Here is a 15,489-nt window from a genome sequence, read left to right on the forward strand (position 1 = left end):
CAGCAATCAAGGAGAAAGCCCCATGAGCATCACCGCTGTCGCCCCGCTCACCATTCAGGACGCCGAAGTTCTCGTCGCCGCGGCCCACCGCGCCGCCGAGACCGCCGGGCCACCGTCAGCGTCACCGTCCTCGACGCGGGCGGGCATCTTCTCGCCTTCCGGCGCGACGACCGAGCCGTGCTGATCTCCGGGGAGACCAGCACCCGCAAGGCCTACACGGCGCTCCAGTTGAACGCCCCCACCGCGGACCTTGTGGAGGCCGTGCAGCCCGGAGGGCTCTTCCACACCCTGCCCACCGCGCTCGACCGGCCGCTTCTGTTCATCGCGGGTGGCGTGCCCGTGCACCGTGACGGCCGGCTGATCGGCGCGATCGGGGTCGGCGGCGGCGCGCCCGAGCAGGACCACGCCTTCGCCAAGGCCGCCGTGGAGGCCCTCGCCTGACGTCGGCCGCCGTTCCACGAAGCCGGTTTCCGGGCTCTCACCGGGAACCGGTTTCGTCGTACCGGACGCCGGCGTACCGCGAGGGCCGGTCCGTCGCGCAGGGTCAGCCCGCCGCCACCGTCAGCGGAGCGAACCGCCGGTTCCAGTCCCCTGGCAGCTCCGTGATCCCGTACGTCATGACCGTGTTGGGCGCGATGGAGGCGAGGCCGTGCTCCTTCGCCCAGGCCAGCAGCTCTTCGTGCCGTACGTCGATGTCCGTGCGCAGCGGTCGCTCCGTGCGGGCGGCGAGGGAGCTGATCAGTGCCTTGGCCGTCTCGGTGTCGCGGGCGATCAGGGGGCCCACGACGTGGGTGTCCATGTTGGGCCAGGCCGCGGCGTACCCGATGAGACGACCGTGCTCCTCGGCGACGCGGAGTTGGTCGGCGAAGGCGGGCAGCCGCGTGATGATGGGGGTGCGGTCGGTGCCGAACACCTCCTCGTCGAGCCGGAGGATCGCGGCGAGGTCGTCGGCGGTGGCCGCCCGCGTGGTGGTCCTCGACTCGGGCCCGCCCGGAGTGAAACGCCCGCGCACCATCTCCGCCCGGCCGGTGGCCTTGAAGCCGAGCTCCTCGTAGAGCGGCCGGCCGTAGGGGGTCGCGTGCAGGGTCAGGGGGGTGGTGCCCAGCGCGGCGACGACGTGACGCATCAGTCGGCGTCCGACTCCCTGACGGCCGTGCCGCTCGGCGACCAGCACCATGCCGATGGCGGCGAGGGAGGGGCGTTCGGGCGGCCCGTACTCGGTGACGGTGCAGGCGCTGACGAGACCGCCACCGGGATCGTCGATGCCGTAGCCCTTCCCGGCTGTCAGGAGGAACCCCCACTTGTGTTCCTCGCGAGGCCACCCCCGATCCTCGGACAGGTCGGCGCAGGCGGTGAGATCGCGAAGCGTCAGACGGCGGATCGGCAGAGAGGCGAGGGAAGGTGTCGGCACGCAGGTCAGGCTGTACGACAGCGGCCGTCCGCGTCCACCACTTTCCGATGGAACACGCGAGCTTTTGGCCATGTGGTGGCCAAGTGCACAGAGACACGTCATCCGCTGGACGCCGTACGGGTCGGCAGGCCGGCTGCCGCCGGTGTCAGCCGAGGTCGGGAGCGTGCATGGCACGCACACCCTCGATGTTGCCGTCCAGATAGTGCCGCAGCGACAGCGGGACGAGGTGGACGGAGGCGATCCCTACCCGCGTGAACGGCACCCGGACGATCTCGTACTCACCGGCGGGCTCGTCGACCTCGGGGCCGTGCCGCAGAGCCGGGTCCATGGACGCCAGGTGGCAGACGAAGAAGTGCTGCACCTTCACCCCGGTCGTGCCCGCGTCCTCGCCGATGTGCTCCACCGTGTCCACGAAGCACGGGACCACATCGGTGATCTTGGCGCCGAGTTCCTCGTACACCTCGCGGTGCAGGGCATCCACGACGGTGGTGTCGTCCGGCTCGACCCCGCCTCCGGGAGTGACCCAGTAGGGGTCGACACCGGGCTTGGTGCGCTTGATCAGGATCAAGTGGTCGCCGTCCAGGAGGACGGCGCGGGCGGTGCGCTTGACCACGGGTCGGACGGTCATGGAAGAAATGTGGCCCGGCTGGTTCCACGTGAAACATCGCGGCATGCCCGCTCGCGAGATCGCCGGGCTCAGTTCCAGTCGGCGGCCGCGCGCAGCAGCCACTCATGGGCGCGGGCAATGTGCGGGATCGCCAATGTGCCGGTCCGCACCACCAGGAAGTACGTCCGTAGCGGCGGCACCGCCGGTTCATGCAGGGCGACGACGTCACCGCGCTCCAGGGCCTCGGCGCACAGATAGCGGGGCAGCACGGCGAGCCCGGCGCCCGCGACCGTACAGGCGAGGACCGCACGCAGGTCGGGGGCGACGATCGTGCCCGGGGCGGCCGGGTGGGCGTCGAAGACGGATGCCCAGTAACGGGCCACGAAGGGCAGCGACTCGTGGACCTCGACCACGGGGACGTGTTCCAGGGCGGGTGCGGCGGAGCGGCCGAGCTTTTCGGTGCCGGTCCGCTCCGCCCAGTGGGGCGCGGCGACCAGGACGTGCTCCTCGTCGCAGAGCGGAGTGGCCGTGAGCAGCGCGCCGCGCGGCCGGGCCGTGCCGATGGCAAGGTCGTGATGCCCGGCGGCCAGTCCCTCCAGGGTCTCCTCGGCGTTGCCGAACGAGGCGCGCAGCGCGAAGCTCTGTCCGTCCTCGCCGGTGAGTCCCGTGAGCACGGGAAGCGCCCGCTCGGCGGTGAACTCGGGTGGTCCGGCGAGATGCAGGGTCCTGGACATGGAGTCGTCGTCCACCCCGGTTTCGGCGATCTCGACCAGGGCGTCGAGATGCGGTGCGGCCTTGTGGGCGAGTTCGTCACCGATCGTCGTCGGGGTGACGCCGCGGGCCTGCCGCAAGAACAGGGGACGTCCGAGCTGCCGTTCCAGCGTGCGGATCTGTGAGGTGACAGCCGGTTGGGAAAGGCCGAGCAGGGCCGCGGCGCGGGTGAAGGAGCCGGCTCGGTGCACGGTCACGAAGGTGCGCAGCAAGGCCAGATCCATGGAAACCCTCCCCCTCTTCTGTTCTCTCCCAGCCCTCCGGCCGCGCCCAACTATAAATATGTCGATAGGTCGCTGTCGCTACTGTGATTGGACACTGACACAGAGTCAACTAGCCTTAATCGCGCGGTTCTTCGCCCGCGGAACCGGAGGACGGTCCGAGCCACGAGGGGGGAGGCTCGGACCGTCCGTCGCATTCGACCGAAAACAGCACGGCGGCTGCGCGGCGGCGCTCAGTCCGCCGATTCCTCCAGCGCACGCAGCAGGTCGGCCACCAGGTCCGCGGGATCCTCCGCACCGACCGAGAGCCGGATGAAGCCCTCGGGCACCGCGTCGCCGCCCCAGCGTCCGCGCCGCTCGGCCGTGGACCGCACTCCACCGAAGCTCGTCGCGCCCTCCACGAGACGCAGCGCGTCGAGAAAACGATCGGCACGCGCGCGCGTGGACAGCGTGAAGGAGACGACGCACCCGTAGCGCAGCATCTGCTGCGAGGCGATCTTGTGGGAAGGGTCGTCGGGCAGCCCCGGGTACCGCAGGCCGGTGACCTCGGGCCGCGCACGGAGGGCTTCGGCCACCTTGAGCGCGGTGGCGTTCTGCCGGTCCACACGCAGTTGGAGGGTGGCGATCGAACGATGCGCGAGCCAGGCCTCCATGGGGCCGGGAATCGCACCGACGATCTTGCGCCAGCGCCGTACGGCGGTCATTGCCTCGGCATCGCGGCCGGCCACGTAGCCCAGCAGGACGTCGCCGTGGCCGGTGAGCTGCTTGGTGCCGCTGGCCACCGAGAAGTCGGCGCCGAGCTCCAGCGGGCGCTGCCCCAGCGGCGTGGCGAGCGTGTTGTCCACGGCGACCAGGGCGCCACGCGCGTGGGCCTCCTCGACGAGCCGCCGGACGTCGCACACGTCGAGCCCGGGGTTGGAGGGCGTCTCGATCCACAGCAGCTTCGCCCCGTCCAGGACGCCGAGCTGGGCGTCTCCGCCGGTCGGCGCGGTGCGCACCTCGATGCCGTACGCCTCCAGCTGGGCACGGACCAGCGGCAGCGCCTGGTAGCCGTCGTCGGGCAGGACGGCCGTGTCACCGGCGCGCAGCTGAGAGAAGAGCACCGAGGAGATCGCGGCCATGCCGGAGGCGAACACCAGCGTCTCGACGTCGTCCTGCCCGGGCGCCTCCAGCTCACCGATGGCGCGCTCGAGGTGGGTCCAGGTCGGGTTCTCGTCGCGGCCGTAGGTGTACGGGCCGGTCGGCTCACCCGGCAGATGGAAGTGGGCGGCGAACACGGGTCCTGGCAGCGTCGGCTCGTGCTTGACCGGCTCGGGCAGCCCGGCCCGCACCGCGCGCGTGCCGTCACCGGCGCCGTGAGGGGCGCCCTCCGCGCCCGTGCCGGCGCCGTTGTTCGTAGCGGAATCACTCATGCCGCCCGTCCTTCCACTTGCTCGCGTACCGCGGCGAGCAGTCCGGTGCTCGCTGCCTCCACCATCTCAAGGCATTCCTCGAAGCCGTCCACGCCCCCGTAGTAGGGGTCCGGTACATCCAGGTCAGTGCGGTCGGCGGCGGGGTCGTAGGACCGCAGCAGCCGTACCTTCGCCGCGTCCTGCTCCGTGGGCGCGAGGCGGCGCAGTGCCCGCAGGTGACCGGCGTCGAGGGGGACGACGAGGTCGAGGCGGGAGAACCAGGACGGCTGGAACTGGCGGGCCCTGTGGTCGAGGCCGTAGCCGTTCTCCTCCAGGACGGCCATGGTGCGCGGGTCGGCGCCCTCGCCCTCGTGCCAGCCGCCGGTGCCTGCGCTGTCGGCCTCGACCAGGCCGTCCAGCCCGGCGTCCGCCACGCGCGCGCGGAAGACGGCCTCGGCCATCGGGGAGCGGCAGATGTTGCCCGTGCACACGAAGCAGACGCGGTAGGTCATCGGGATCAGTCCTTGTCGGGCAGGAACGCGTTGAGGGCCCAGGAGACGATCGAGATGATCAGGCCGCCCAGGACAGCGGTCCAGAACCCGTCGACGTGGAAGCTCACGTCGAGCTTGTCGGCCAGCCACGACGTGAGCAACAGCATCAGCGCGTTGACCACCAGCGTGAACAGGCCGAGGGTCAGGATGAACAGGGGGAAGGTCAGCACCTGCACGATCGGCTTGACCAGCATGTTCACGATGCCGAACACCAGGGCGACCACGATCAGCGTGACGGCCTTCTCGCCGGTGCTGCCCCCGGTCAGGGTGATCTTGTCGAGCAGCCACACGGCGACCGCGAGGGCGCCCGCGTTGGCGATCGTCTTGACTAGGAAATTCTTCATGTGTCTGATCGTGGCAGACGCGATCGGAAACGAACGGTGAGGCAGGGGCGGACGAGGCGATGAAGGCATTCCGGCTGGACGAACTGGAGGCGGAGCGCGCCGCCAACGACGGTGCCTACCTGCAGTTCCTGCGCGAGCGGAACATGTCGGTCGGTCTGTACGCCCTCGACGCGGGTACGGCCGACCCGCAGAAGCCGCACGCGCAGGACGAGGTGTACTTCGTGGTGAGCGGGCGGGCCGCGATCACCGTGGGCATGGAGACCACCCAGGTCGCCCGCGGCAGCGTGGTGTACGTGCCGGCCGGGGTCGCCCACAAGTTCCACCACATCAGCGAGGATCTGCGGGTAATGGTGGTGTTCTCTCCGCCCGAGAGCTGAGCCGCGACCCCGGGATTCCCTAGGGGACCGGTCAGGGGAAGCCAAGGGGTGCGAGGGCCCTGCCGGGGCCCTCGCGGCCCTAGCATCGAGTGCAGGACATCAGAAGACCCCATAGGGACCCCGGGCCGTCGAAGAGCCCGGCACTCGAACGGGCGGAAAGGTAAGGACGAGGGCGATGCGAGAGATCTTCACGGGACTGCCGTGGTGGGTGAAGTGGATCGCGGTGCCGGTCATCGCCCTGGTCGTGTTCGGCGGGATGATCGCCAGCGTCGTCGGCTTCGTGATCGGACTGCTGTTCAAGCTGCTGGTCTTCGTCGCGCTCGTCGGCGGACTGATCTACGTCGTACGCAAGTTCATGTCGAGTTCGTCGTCGCGCAGCGACTGGTGAGAGCCGTGGGACACCGGTGGCGGTAACAGGAATCACCGGTTCCCTCGCGCGAGGGAAGTTTCCCGGACGGGCAGTCGGCGAGCGGTGACCGGCGAATAGAGTCCGGAGCCTCACGCGGGGGCGACCCCGCGAGTGGCGTACACCCCCACCCGTGTTCCCCGCACGGGCTGCCCCCTCGCGTTCCGGGAGTGACTCTTGGCCACGGCCGACACCGCGTTCGTTCCACTGCACGCACTGCCCGAGCAGCCCCGTTCGACGGCTCGGACACCCCCCGCGACCCCCTCCGCGGGCCCTCCGTCCGGGACCCTCATCGGCTCCGTGCAGCGGGCGATGCGCCTTCTGGAGTGCGTCGCCGAGCACGAGTACGGAGCCCCCGCCAAACAACTGGCCCGTGAGACGCGGCTGGCGCTCCCCACGGCGTACCACCTGCTGCGCACTCTGGTGCACGAGGGGTATCTGCGCCGTGAGAAGGGCCTGTTCTTCCTCGGTGAGGCCGCTGAGCGGCTCGGCGGCAGCGGCGCCGAGCAGAAACGTCGCAGCACGGTGGTCGACGCGCTGGCCCGCTGGCGCGATGCGATCGGTGTCCCCGTGTACTACGCCATGTACCGCGACGGCGAGATCGAGATCATGTGCGTCTCCGACACTCCGGGCAATCCGGCGGTCGAGGAGTGGGCGGACTTCCGCGAGACCGGGCACGCGCACGCGATCGGACAGTGCCTGCTGTCCCAGCTGGACGAGGACGCCCGCCGCGACCACCTGGACCGCTACCCGGTGCAGCCCGTCACGCCGTACACGGTGCGTGATGGCAATGCCCTGCTGAGGCGACTGGAACGCATGCGGCGCATGACGCCGGTGACCGAGCGCCAGGAGTACGCCCTGGGGACGGTCTGCGCGGCGATTCCGATCACCGTGGGCACCACGGCCGCGACGATGGCCATCTCCTTGCCCCTCCATCAGGCCGACCGGCTGCTGCCCGCGGCGGAGCGGTTGCAGGACGAGGTGGGGCGACTTCTGGGGTCGCTCGCGATCTCTATCAGTATCTGAAAACTCACTCCTTGTGATCTGGTGTGTACGTTAAGCAAGATGCCACCAGTGTTAGAGGTTTGATTCCCGGCCAGTCGACGGCGAATGACGGGGTAGGCGATGGGCGAGTCCGTACAGGCAGAGGTCATGATGAGCTTTCTCGTGTCCGAGGAGCTCTCTTTCCGCATTCCGGTGGAGCTGCGCTACGAGACCTGTGATCCCTATGCCGTGCGACTGACTTTCCATCTGCCCGGGGACGCGCCGGTGACCTGGGCCTTCGGCCGGGAGTTGCTGGTCGACGGAGTGGGCCGGCCGTGCGGTGACGGTGACGTGCGCATCGCCCCCGTCGATCCCGAGCCGCTGGCCGAGGTGCTGATCCGGCTTCAGGTCGGCAGCGACCAGGCGCTGTTCCGTTCGTCGGTGGCCCCACTGGTGGCGTTCCTCGACCGCACCGACAAGCTGGTGCCGCTCGGGCAGGAGGGGGCGCTCGCCGACTTCGACGCCCACCTCGACGATGCCCTGGACCGCATCCTGGCGGAAGAACAGAGCGCGGGCTGAACCGTTACGGCAGTTCTACGACGGTGGCGTAACGCTTCGCCGCGATCGGCTGCCGACGGGTCGCCGATGGGTCAGCGCTTGCGCCGACGGCCCCGCCCGCGTACGGGAGCCGAACCGGCACCCGACGTCGCACCGGCACCCGACGGCGCACCGGCACCCGACGTCGCACCGGCGGCCTGCGCCGCCGGTGGGCCGGCCGATCGGTCGGCCGATACGACGAGGGCCGCGAGGGCCGTGGTGACCGGAACGGATGCCACCAGGCCGATCGAGCCGACCAGCGTGCGCACGATCTCCTCCGCCACCAACTCGCTGTTGGCGACCGTCCCCACTCCGCTCTGCGCGATCGAGAACAGCAGCAGCAGGGGCAGCGCGGCGCCCGCGTAGGCGAGGACGAGCGTGTTGACGACCGAGGCGATGTGGTCGCGGCCGATCCGGATGCCCGCCCGGTACAGCCCCCGCCAGCCCATCGCCGGGTTGGCCTCGTGCAGTTCCCAGACCGCCGACGTCTGGGTGACCGTCACGTCGTCGAGCACACCGAGCGAACCGATGATGACTCCGGCGAGCAGCAGGCCGCTCATGTCGATCGTCGGATACAGGCCGTGGATGAGGCCGGTGTTGTCGTCCGTGTTGCCGGTGAGCGCGGCCCAGCCGATGAACAGCGATCCGAGCACACCGATCAGCAACAGCGAGATCAGGGTGCCGAGCACCGCGACGGACGTACGGGCCGACAGGCCGTGGCACAGATAGAGCGCGATCAGCATGATGGCGCTGGCCCCGACCACCGCCACGGCCAGCGGGTTCGACCCTTGCAGGATCGCGGGCAGGATGAAGAAGTTCAGCAGCAGGAAGCTGATGGCCAGCGAGACCAGGGCCATGAGACCCCGCAGCCGTCCGACGACCACGACGGCGAGCGCGAAGATGCCGGCGAGCAGAGCCAGCGGCAGTCCGCGGTTGATGTCGGTCACCGAGTACTGCAGGTCCTTCGGTGCGGAGGGCTCGTAGGCGACCACCACCTTCTGGCCCTCGTGCAGCTGCCGTGACTGGTCCGGCTGCACGATCTCGGTGAACGTGAGGCCCTTGTCCTTGCCGGTGTCGACGCGGATCGTCGCCCGCTTGCACTCGCCCTGCGCCTGCTGCACCGCGGAGGAGCCCTCGGCGGTGGAGGTGTCGCCGGTCGGTGGGACGCCCGAGGCGTTGACGGACTGACAGCTCAGCTCGACCACCTTGGTGACGGTGGCATCCTGCGTCTGCCGGTCGAAGCCGACCCCGGTGCGTTCGTGCGGCGGCGCACCGCCCGGCCACAGCAACGCGAGCCCGACCAGCACCGCCGCGGCGAACGGGATGAGGACCGCGGTGATGACCTTCCGCAGGTGCCGGGAGACGGGCGCCGCCGGGCCGTGACTGTGGGAGTGCCCGTGCCCACCGTGCCCACCGGGACCGCCGTGCCCACCGGGACCGCCCTGGCCGTCACCCGCACCGTGGCTGTCACCTACACCGTGGCCGCCGCCCCCGTCATGTCTGCCGCCGCCCGCGCCGTGAGCGCCGGAAGGATCGGGGCCGGCTCCGCGGCCGGTGCCTTCCTCGGTGCCCGGTCCGCGGCGGGGCTCGTGCGGCGGAAACGGGGGATGCTGCGGTGTGGTCACCGACCGATCATCGCAAGAACGAGGGGGGCCCTCTGTTCACCGCGCCCGAATTGACGCTAGCGTGGGGGCACCTTTGTACACGCGGGAGCTCGGAGCACCGGGCTGAGAGGGCGCTGACCTCCGTCCCAGCGATGTTTCACGGGAAACGTCACCGAATCCGAGTGATGTATCCCACGAAGCGTCGACAGACGGAAGCCGCTGCGTCGACCGCCGAACCTGTTACCGGGTAATGCCGGCGTAGGGAGTAGGTCTCATGACCATCAAGGACGCACGCACGCCTGCCTCCACGCAGAACTCCGCCCAGGAGGAGACCACGGAGGCCGGGAAGTCCATCGGCTGGCACAAGGCGTACGTCGAGGGCTCGCGCCCCGACCTGCGCGTGCCGGTTCGTCAGGTGCACCTCACCAACGGGCAGTCGGTCACGCTGTACGACACTTCGGGCCCGTACACCGATCCGCTCGTCGACACGGATGTCCGCAGGGGACTGTCGCCGCTGCGGGAGAACTGGATCATCGCCCGAGGCGACACCAAGGAGTACGCCGGCCGTCCCGTCCGTCCCGAGGACGACGGAATCAAGCACACCTCTCCGCGCGGCGGACTGCGCAACCTCGACGCCGTCTTTCCCGGACGGCCGCGCCAGCCGCGCCGGGGGAGGGACGGCAACGCGGTGACGCAGCTCGCGTACGCACGCCGGGGCGAGATCACGCCGGAGATGGAGTACGTGGCCGTCCGGGAGAACGTCTCGCCGGAAGTGGTCCGGGAGGAGATCGCGGCCGGCCGTGCCGTGCTGCCCGCCAACGTCAACCACCCGGAGATCGAGCCGATGATCATCGGCAAGCGGTTCCTGGTGAAGGTCAACGCCAACATCGGCAACTCGGCGGTGACGTCCTCCATCGAGGAGGAGGTCGACAAGATGACCTGGGCGACCCGGTGGGGTGCCGACACGGTCATGGACCTGTCCACCGGCCGCAACATCCACACCACCCGCGAGTGGGTGCTGCGCAACTCCCCCGTCCCCATCGGCACCGTGCCGCTCTACCAGGCCCTGGAGAAGGTCGACGGCCGCGCCGAGGAGCTGACCTGGGAGGTCTACAAGGACACCGTCATCGAGCAGGCCGAGCAGGGCGTGGACTACATGACGGTCCACGCGGGCGTGCGCCTGGCGTACGTACCGCTGACCGCGAACCGCAAGACGGGCATCGTCTCGCGCGGCGGCTCGATCATGGCGGCGTGGTGTCTGGCGCACCACAGGGAGTCGTTCCTGTACGAGCACTTCGAGGAGCTCTGCGAGATCCTCGCCGCCTACGACGTCACGTACTCGCTCGGCGACGGCCTGCGGCCGGGCTCGATCGCGGACGCCAACGACGAGGCGCAGTTCGCGGAGTTGCGCACACTCGGGGAACTCAACTCGATCGCGAAGCGTTTCAACGTACAGACCATGATCGAGGGCCCGGGCCATGTCCCGATGCACAAGATCAAGGAGAACATCGACCTTCAGCAGGAGATCTGCGATGAAGCTCCGTTCTATACGCTCGGGCCGCTGACGACGGACGTCGCACCGGCGTACGACCACATCACCTCCGGCATCGGTGCCGCGATGATCGCCTGGTGGGGCACGGCCATGCTCTGCTACGTCACGCCCAAGGAGCACCTGGGCCTGCCCAACCGTGACGACGTCAAGACCGGCGTCATCACCTACAAGATCGCCGCCCATGCCGCCGACCTCGCCAAGGGTCACCCAGGTGCGCAGGAGTGGGACGACGCGCTGTCGGACGCACGTTTCGAGTTCCGGTGGGAGGACCAGTTCAACCTGGCCCTCGACCCGGACACGGCACGGGAGTTCCACGACGAGACACTGCCGGCCGAGCCCGCCAAGACGGCCCACTTCTGCTCGATGTGCGGGCCGAAGTTCTGTTCCATGAAGATCTCGCAGGACATCCGACGTGAGCACGGAGGCAGCAAGACCGAGATCGAGGAGGGCATGGCCCAGAAGTCGAAGGAGTTCGCGGCACAGGGAAACAGGGTCTACCTGCCGTTGGCCGACTGAGTCCCTGTTCCGACCTCACGCCGAGCGATCCTGTGCACGGGGAGCGGGAGCGCTTGGGGTGAGGTCGGGGGTCTGCCCCCTCCCCATCGAGGGGTGCGTCTCGGCAGACTGGGCGCATGACAGCCACCTCCCTGAACAAGGGCGCCAATCTCGCCGTCGACTCCCCCGCGGTGCGCGTCGAACTCGTCTGGTCCGCCGGACCGGGTGTGCCCGAGGTCGACGCCTCCGCGCTGTTGCTCACCTCGGCCGGACGGGTGCGGGACGACGGCGACTTCGTCTTCTACAACCAGCCCCGCCACGCGTCCGACGCGGTGAGGCACCTGGGCAAGCAGGGCGGCTCCGGTGCCGGCGCGGGTGTCACGACCGACGCCGTCGAGGTGGACCTGCGCTCGGTGGAACCGGCCGTCGACCGCGTCGTCCTGTGTGCCTCGGCGGACGGCGGGACGTTCGGCCAGGTCCCGGGGCTGTCACTGCGGCTGCTGGATGCCGGGACCCGCACCGAACTGGCCCGGTTCGACATGGCCGCCGGGACGGAGACGGCCCTGGTCGGTGGCGAGCTGTACCGGCGCCAGGGGAAGTGGAAGTTCCGCGCGGTCGGGCAGGGTTACGCCTCCGGACTCGCGGGGCTGGCCACGGACTTCGGCATCACCGTGGACGACGCTCCCCCGGCGGCCGCGCCCGCCGCCCCGGCGACTGCGGCGACCCCTCCGCCTCCGCCGACGCCCATGCCACCGGCCCCGCCGGCCCCATCGGCAGCACCGGCGCCGCCCGCAGCACCGGCTGCCCCACCGGCGCCCAGCGGTGCGGGCCGCCCCCGCCTCACCAAGGGCGAGGAACACCTTCCCGTCGACATGCGCAAGCGATTGTCCCTGCGCAAGGAACAGGTCGCGGTCAGCCTGAGCAAGCACGGGGCGGCCGGTGTCACCGCGCGGGTCATCCTGGTCCTGGACGCCTCCGGGTCCATGTCCTTCCTCTATTCCAAGGGTGTGGTCACGGACGTCGTGGAGCGGATGGCCGCCGTCGCCGCGCAGCTGGACGACGACGGCGAGATGCAGGCATGGACCTTCGCCTCGACCCCGGCGCGTCTGCCCGACCTCCGCCTCGGCGAGCTTCCCGAGTGGCTGCGGCTGCACGTACGCGTGGGGGAGATCAGTCTCTTCCGCCGCGGCCGGAAGAAGGGCCTGCACCCCGAGCAGGTCGACATGCGGGCCGTCGGCATCCAGAACGAGGAGCAGAAGGTGATCGCCGAGGTACGAGCCTTCGTCCGGGACAACCCGGCGTCGGCTCCGACCCTGGTGCTGTTCTTCTCCGACGGAGGCGTCTACCGCAACGCCGAGATCGAGCGGGAGCTGCGGGAGGCGGTGGAGGAACCCGTCTTCTGGCAGTTCGTGGGACTCGGGCGGTCCAACTACGGGGTGCTCGAGCGCTTCGACGCCCTGCCGGGCCGCCGTGTCGACAACGTCGGCTTCTTCGCCGTGGACGACATCAGCACCGTCCCGGACCCGGAGCTGTACGACCGACTGCTGTCCGAGTTCCCGTCCTGGATCACTGCCGCCGGCCGGGCGGGCATCCTCTGAACCGCTGCCCGCCCGGGCCGGTGGCTACTCGGGCCGGTGTTCCGGGCCGCCGAAGTCCGGGCTGCTGTAGTCCGGGCTCGAGTAACGCGGACGCGGGCCCGCCTCGGGACCGCCGTCCGGGCTCGTGAACCCGGGACGGCCGTAACCGAGGTGCGGCATACGGCTGGTCGGCGCCGCCGGTGCCGTACGGTGCAGTGCGGTGGCGCCCGGCTCGGCCAGTGCCTCCCGCAGGAAGGGCAGGATGCCGCGTTCGAGCAGGGCGTCGTGCCAGGCTTCCCTGGCCCGGACCACTTCCTCGTCGAGTTCGCCGTAGAAGCCGGACTCGGCGGAGGGGCGGTTGCGCAGTGCGGTGAGCAGCAGTCCCACCGCGGCGACGAGGATCGCCACCGCGGTCACGGCGCCGAACACCCATCCGGTGGTGAGCATGGTCTGCGCGAAGGTCTGCCCCGGATCGAGCATCTTCAGGATGTAGCCGACGAGCAAGAATATCGCAGCGGCGGTGCCGGCCAGGACGGGTGCCAGGACGGCGACGACGGCGACGGCGCCCGCGCCGGTCGCCTCGGCGACCTCGCCCATGGTGGCGGCGAGTCCCGCCGCGCCCGTGCCCGGCTCGTCGGAGCCGGATTCGCGGGTGGACGACACCTGGGCGGGCGGCGCCGGGTGGCGCAGTTCCTCGCGGACCTTCACGTAGTGCTGGTACTCGGTCGTGGCCGCCGCGGTGATGAGGGCGGTGGCGCTGAGTGCCATGGTGCGCAGTTGTTCGGAGTTGAGCCGCTGTCCGACAGCGGCCAGTTCCGGGCGGTGTGGTGCGGAGCGCAGCGCCTCTTCGAGGACCCGCTCGTACTCTTGGCGGTCCTCGTTCGACAGGTACTGCGGAACGCTGTTCATGTGCATCCCCCGATGCTCCGTAGGGCTTGGGGCTCGCATGCCAACGAGCCGTCGGGCAGAAACGGAGGGGAGCCTGCTACGGATAAGCCGATGGTAGAGCGGTGACGGTGGGTGGTGACAGGGGGTTTCCAGAAATTGGGTGCCGGTCTGTACGGACGCCGCCGCGTGTAAACCCGTCCGGTGAACGGTCAGGCTTCGAGCGGAAGTTGCTGGACCAGCAGCTTTCCGGCCATGGTCACGCCGCCGTCCATCGCGATGGCCAGCCCGTCCGCGTAGACGTGAGGTCCCTCGACCGCGGTACGGGTGTCGTCCTCGCCGTCCTCGGAGCCGACCTCGCCCAGCAGGTACGGGATGGGGCTGTGACCGTGAACGATCCGGGTGCCGCCGTACGTGTCCAGCAGTGAGCGCACGGCGTCGGCGCCGCCCTCGTCCCGGAAGGAGAAGCGCTTGGTGAACTTGCGGAACAGGTCCCACACCTCTTCCGCGTCGTTGCGCGTGAGCGCCTCGCGGACGGTGTCGTTGACCTCCTCGATGGAGCCGCCGTAGTCGAGGTAGGTGGTGGCGTCCGAGTGGACCAGGAGGTGGCCGTCGACCTCTTCCATGGCGTCGAGGCGGGCCATCCACTGCAGGTGGTGGTCCTGCAGTCGGTCCATGTCGGTCTTCTGGCCGCCGTTCAGCAGCCAGGCCGCCTGGAAGGTGGCGGTGCCCGCACCCGAGTTGACGGGCGTGTCGCCGAATCGCTTGGCGCCGAGCAGCAGCAGCTCGTGGTTGCCCATCAGCGCCTTGCAGTAGCCGCCGGCTGCCGCGGCCTCGGCGGACAGCCGCATCACCAGGTCGATGACGCCGATGCCGTCCGGGCCCCGGTCCGTGAAGTCGCCGAGGAACCACAGGCGGGAGGTGCCCGCGCACCATTGTCCGGCGGCGTCGACGAGGCCCTTCTCCTGGAGGGCGGCCAGCAACTCGTCGAGGTAGCCGTGCACGTCGCCGACGACGAACAGCGGCCCCTGGCCCTTGGCGGGTTGCTGCACCACGATCGGTTCGGGGTCGACGGCCACCTGGACCGTGTCACCCCGACGGATGACGGGCAGATCCCGCTGAGTGGGCGTGTACCCCTCCGGGAGGTTCTCCTCATACGGGAGTTTCTCCCCGTACTCCTCCTCGGAGGGCGGCGCTGCCTCGCCCGCGTGCGTGCCGGTGGCGGCGTACGGAGCGGTCTCGTGGACGTACGCGGGCACCCGGAAGTCGCGTACCGTCGCCGTCCGCTCCACCTCGGGTCCCTGACCGGCCCCCTGAGTCATCGACCCCTCCACCATCGCGCCGCATCTGCACCGCTTCGGACTGCCTGGTCGCAGCGGCCCACGGTGTGTGGGCCCATCATAGGAATGCGGATCGCGCTGTGTGATGACCCAGGGGTGGTGAATCAGAACAGGACTCCGGTTCACTGCGGCTTTCGCCCCGATTGGGCCGGGCTTCGCCCGTCCGCAACGGCGGTGTGATCATGCTCCGGACGTGCCGGATGCCGTCTCCGCCGCCCTTGCCGCCACTCCCGTACGGGGGTGGCGCCGTACTTGCCGGGCCCCCGGCGCTCCCGAGCGGGCTTGGGTTCTAACGGTCCTCGCAACACCCGCGATCTGTGGGAGTTGCGAGGACCGTGGCTGTTGGACGCGATGATCTTGCGGGGGTGAAGGAGCG

General features: G+C 69.9%; 15 protein-coding genes, 1 pseudogene and 1 riboswitch. Of the genes and pseudogenes, 7 read left to right on the forward strand and 9 right to left on the reverse strand.

The genetic code is table 11. From position 1 onward, the window contains the following. Positions 1-22: 22 nt before the first annotated feature. Positions 23-441: pseudogene (locus tag ACFCZF_RS26305) on the forward strand (heme-binding protein). A gap of 103 nt (positions 442-544) precedes the next feature. On the opposite strand, the gene ACFCZF_RS26310 reads toward ACFCZF_RS26305, so the two are convergent. The 6 genes from ACFCZF_RS26310 to ACFCZF_RS26335 form a co-directional block, all read right to left on the reverse strand. Then, positions 545-1,411 (reverse strand): GNAT family N-acetyltransferase, encoded by an 867-nt coding sequence (locus tag ACFCZF_RS26310; RefSeq protein WP_376673725.1) that lies wholly within the window; start codon positions 1,409-1,411, stop codon positions 545-547. A gap of 145 nt (positions 1,412-1,556) precedes the next feature. Next, complete coding sequence (locus tag ACFCZF_RS26315; protein WP_375906390.1) at positions 1,557-2,039, reverse strand: NUDIX domain-containing protein; 483 nt, start codon at positions 2,037-2,039, stop codon at positions 1,557-1,559. Between the two features lie 68 nt (positions 2,040-2,107). After that, positions 2,108-3,013, reverse strand: a complete 906-nt coding sequence (locus ACFCZF_RS26320) for a LysR family transcriptional regulator (protein ID WP_376673726.1) — start codon at positions 3,011-3,013, stop codon at positions 2,108-2,110. Positions 3,014-3,243: 230 nt separating this feature from the next. After that, positions 3,244-4,422, reverse strand: a complete 1,179-nt coding sequence (locus tag ACFCZF_RS26325; RefSeq protein ID WP_376673727.1) for a cystathionine gamma-lyase — start codon at positions 4,420-4,422, stop codon at positions 3,244-3,246. Beyond that, the gene (locus ACFCZF_RS26330; protein WP_376673728.1) at positions 4,419-4,913 is read right to left on the reverse strand and encodes a low molecular weight protein-tyrosine-phosphatase; all 495 of its coding nucleotides are present in this window, start codon (positions 4,911-4,913) and stop codon (positions 4,419-4,421) included. Before ACFCZF_RS26330 ends, ACFCZF_RS26325 begins: the two co-directional genes overlap by 4 nt. 5 nt (positions 4,914-4,918) lie before the next feature. Next, positions 4,919-5,296 (reverse strand): phage holin family protein, encoded by a 378-nt coding sequence (locus ACFCZF_RS26335; RefSeq protein WP_375906378.1) that lies wholly within the window; start codon positions 5,294-5,296, stop codon positions 4,919-4,921. Positions 5,297-5,355: 59 nt separating this feature from the next. Between ACFCZF_RS26335 and ACFCZF_RS26340 the strand changes: the two genes are divergently transcribed. From ACFCZF_RS26340 to ACFCZF_RS26355, 4 genes are all read left to right on the forward strand, one after another. Further along, positions 5,356-5,673, forward strand: a complete 318-nt coding sequence (locus ACFCZF_RS26340) for a cupin domain-containing protein (RefSeq protein ID WP_375906375.1) — start codon at positions 5,356-5,358, stop codon at positions 5,671-5,673. Between the two features lie 175 nt (positions 5,674-5,848). Next, entirely contained in the window at positions 5,849-6,061 is a 213-nt protein-coding gene (locus tag ACFCZF_RS26345) for a DUF5326 family protein (RefSeq protein ID WP_375906372.1), read from the forward strand. Between the two features lie 318 nt (positions 6,062-6,379). Continuing rightward, complete coding sequence (locus tag ACFCZF_RS26350; RefSeq protein ID WP_375906590.1) at positions 6,380-7,105, forward strand: IclR family transcriptional regulator; 726 nt, start codon at positions 6,380-6,382, stop codon at positions 7,103-7,105. Between the two features lie 99 nt (positions 7,106-7,204). After that, on the forward strand, positions 7,205-7,642 hold the full coding sequence (locus ACFCZF_RS26355; protein WP_375906369.1) for an SsgA family sporulation/cell division regulator: 438 nt from the start codon (positions 7,205-7,207) through the stop codon (positions 7,640-7,642). 71 nt (positions 7,643-7,713) lie between these two features. On the opposite strand, the gene ACFCZF_RS26360 is transcribed toward ACFCZF_RS26355, so the two are convergent. Further along, positions 7,714-9,285, reverse strand: coding sequence for a YibE/F family protein (locus ACFCZF_RS26360; RefSeq protein ID WP_376673729.1), 1,572 nt, complete (start codon positions 9,283-9,285; stop codon positions 7,714-7,716). A gap of 71 nt (positions 9,286-9,356) precedes the next feature. Beyond that, a riboswitch (TPP riboswitch) is annotated at positions 9,357-9,546 on the forward strand. Between ACFCZF_RS26360 and thiC the strand changes: the two genes are divergently transcribed. Together thiC and ACFCZF_RS26370 are read left to right on the forward strand one after the other, a co-directional pair. After that, positions 9,539-11,332, forward strand: coding sequence for a phosphomethylpyrimidine synthase ThiC (gene thiC / locus ACFCZF_RS26365; RefSeq protein WP_376673730.1), 1,794 nt, complete (start codon positions 9,539-9,541; stop codon positions 11,330-11,332). (Overlaps the previous riboswitch by 8 nt.) 116 nt (positions 11,333-11,448) lie before the next feature. Next, the gene (locus tag ACFCZF_RS26370) at positions 11,449-12,909 is read left to right on the forward strand and encodes a VWA domain-containing protein (RefSeq protein ID WP_376673731.1); all 1,461 of its coding nucleotides are present in this window, start codon (positions 11,449-11,451) and stop codon (positions 12,907-12,909) included. A gap of 24 nt (positions 12,910-12,933) precedes the next feature. Here ACFCZF_RS26370 and ACFCZF_RS26375 read toward each other — a convergent pair whose 3' ends face one another. Together ACFCZF_RS26375 and ACFCZF_RS26380 are read right to left on the reverse strand one after the other, a co-directional pair. After that, positions 12,934-13,803, reverse strand: coding sequence for a hypothetical protein (locus ACFCZF_RS26375; RefSeq protein ID WP_375906353.1), 870 nt, complete (start codon positions 13,801-13,803; stop codon positions 12,934-12,936). 182 nt (positions 13,804-13,985) lie between these two features. Beyond that, on the reverse strand, positions 13,986-15,110 hold the full coding sequence (locus ACFCZF_RS26380) for a metallophosphoesterase (RefSeq protein WP_376673732.1): 1,125 nt from the start codon (positions 15,108-15,110) through the stop codon (positions 13,986-13,988). Positions 15,111-15,489: the final 379 nt, after the last annotated feature.

Origin of the sequence: Streptomyces sp. NPDC056296 (assembly GCF_042268605.1) — a bacterium.
Classification (GTDB): domain Bacteria; phylum Actinomycetota; class Actinomycetes; order Streptomycetales; family Streptomycetaceae; genus Streptomyces.

What these genes read in the sequence shown, in the direction of transcription:
- ACFCZF_RS26315 (WP_375906390.1), bottom strand. Translation starts at nt 2,039, where the DNA reads ATGACCGTCCGACCCGTGGTCAAGCGCACCGCCCGCGCCGTCCTCCTG.
- ACFCZF_RS26320 (WP_376673726.1), bottom strand. Translation starts at nt 3,013, where the DNA reads ATGGATCTGGCCTTGCTGCGCACCTTCGTGACCGTGCACCGAGCCGGC.
- ACFCZF_RS26325 (WP_376673727.1), bottom strand. Translation starts at nt 4,422, where the DNA reads ATGAGTGATTCCGCTACGAACAACGGCGCCGGCACGGGCGCGGAGGGC.
- ACFCZF_RS26330 (WP_376673728.1), bottom strand. Translation starts at nt 4,913, where the DNA reads ATGACCTACCGCGTCTGCTTCGTGTGCACGGGCAACATCTGCCGCTCC.
- ACFCZF_RS26335 (WP_375906378.1), bottom strand. Translation starts at nt 5,296, where the DNA reads ATGAAGAATTTCCTAGTCAAGACGATCGCCAACGCGGGCGCCCTCGCG.
- ACFCZF_RS26340 (WP_375906375.1), top strand. Translation starts at nt 5,356, where the DNA reads ATGAAGGCATTCCGGCTGGACGAACTGGAGGCGGAGCGCGCCGCCAAC.
- ACFCZF_RS26345 (WP_375906372.1), top strand. Translation starts at nt 5,849, where the DNA reads ATGCGAGAGATCTTCACGGGACTGCCGTGGTGGGTGAAGTGGATCGCG.
- ACFCZF_RS26355 (WP_375906369.1), top strand. Translation starts at nt 7,205, where the DNA reads ATGGGCGAGTCCGTACAGGCAGAGGTCATGATGAGCTTTCTCGTGTCC.
- thiC (WP_376673730.1), top strand. Translation starts at nt 9,539, where the DNA reads ATGACCATCAAGGACGCACGCACGCCTGCCTCCACGCAGAACTCCGCC.
- ACFCZF_RS26370 (WP_376673731.1), top strand. Translation starts at nt 11,449, where the DNA reads ATGACAGCCACCTCCCTGAACAAGGGCGCCAATCTCGCCGTCGACTCC.
- ACFCZF_RS26375 (WP_375906353.1), bottom strand. Translation starts at nt 13,803, where the DNA reads ATGCACATGAACAGCGTTCCGCAGTACCTGTCGAACGAGGACCGCCAA.
- ACFCZF_RS26380 (WP_376673732.1), bottom strand. Translation starts at nt 15,110, where the DNA reads ATGGTGGAGGGGTCGATGACTCAGGGGGCCGGTCAGGGACCCGAGGTG.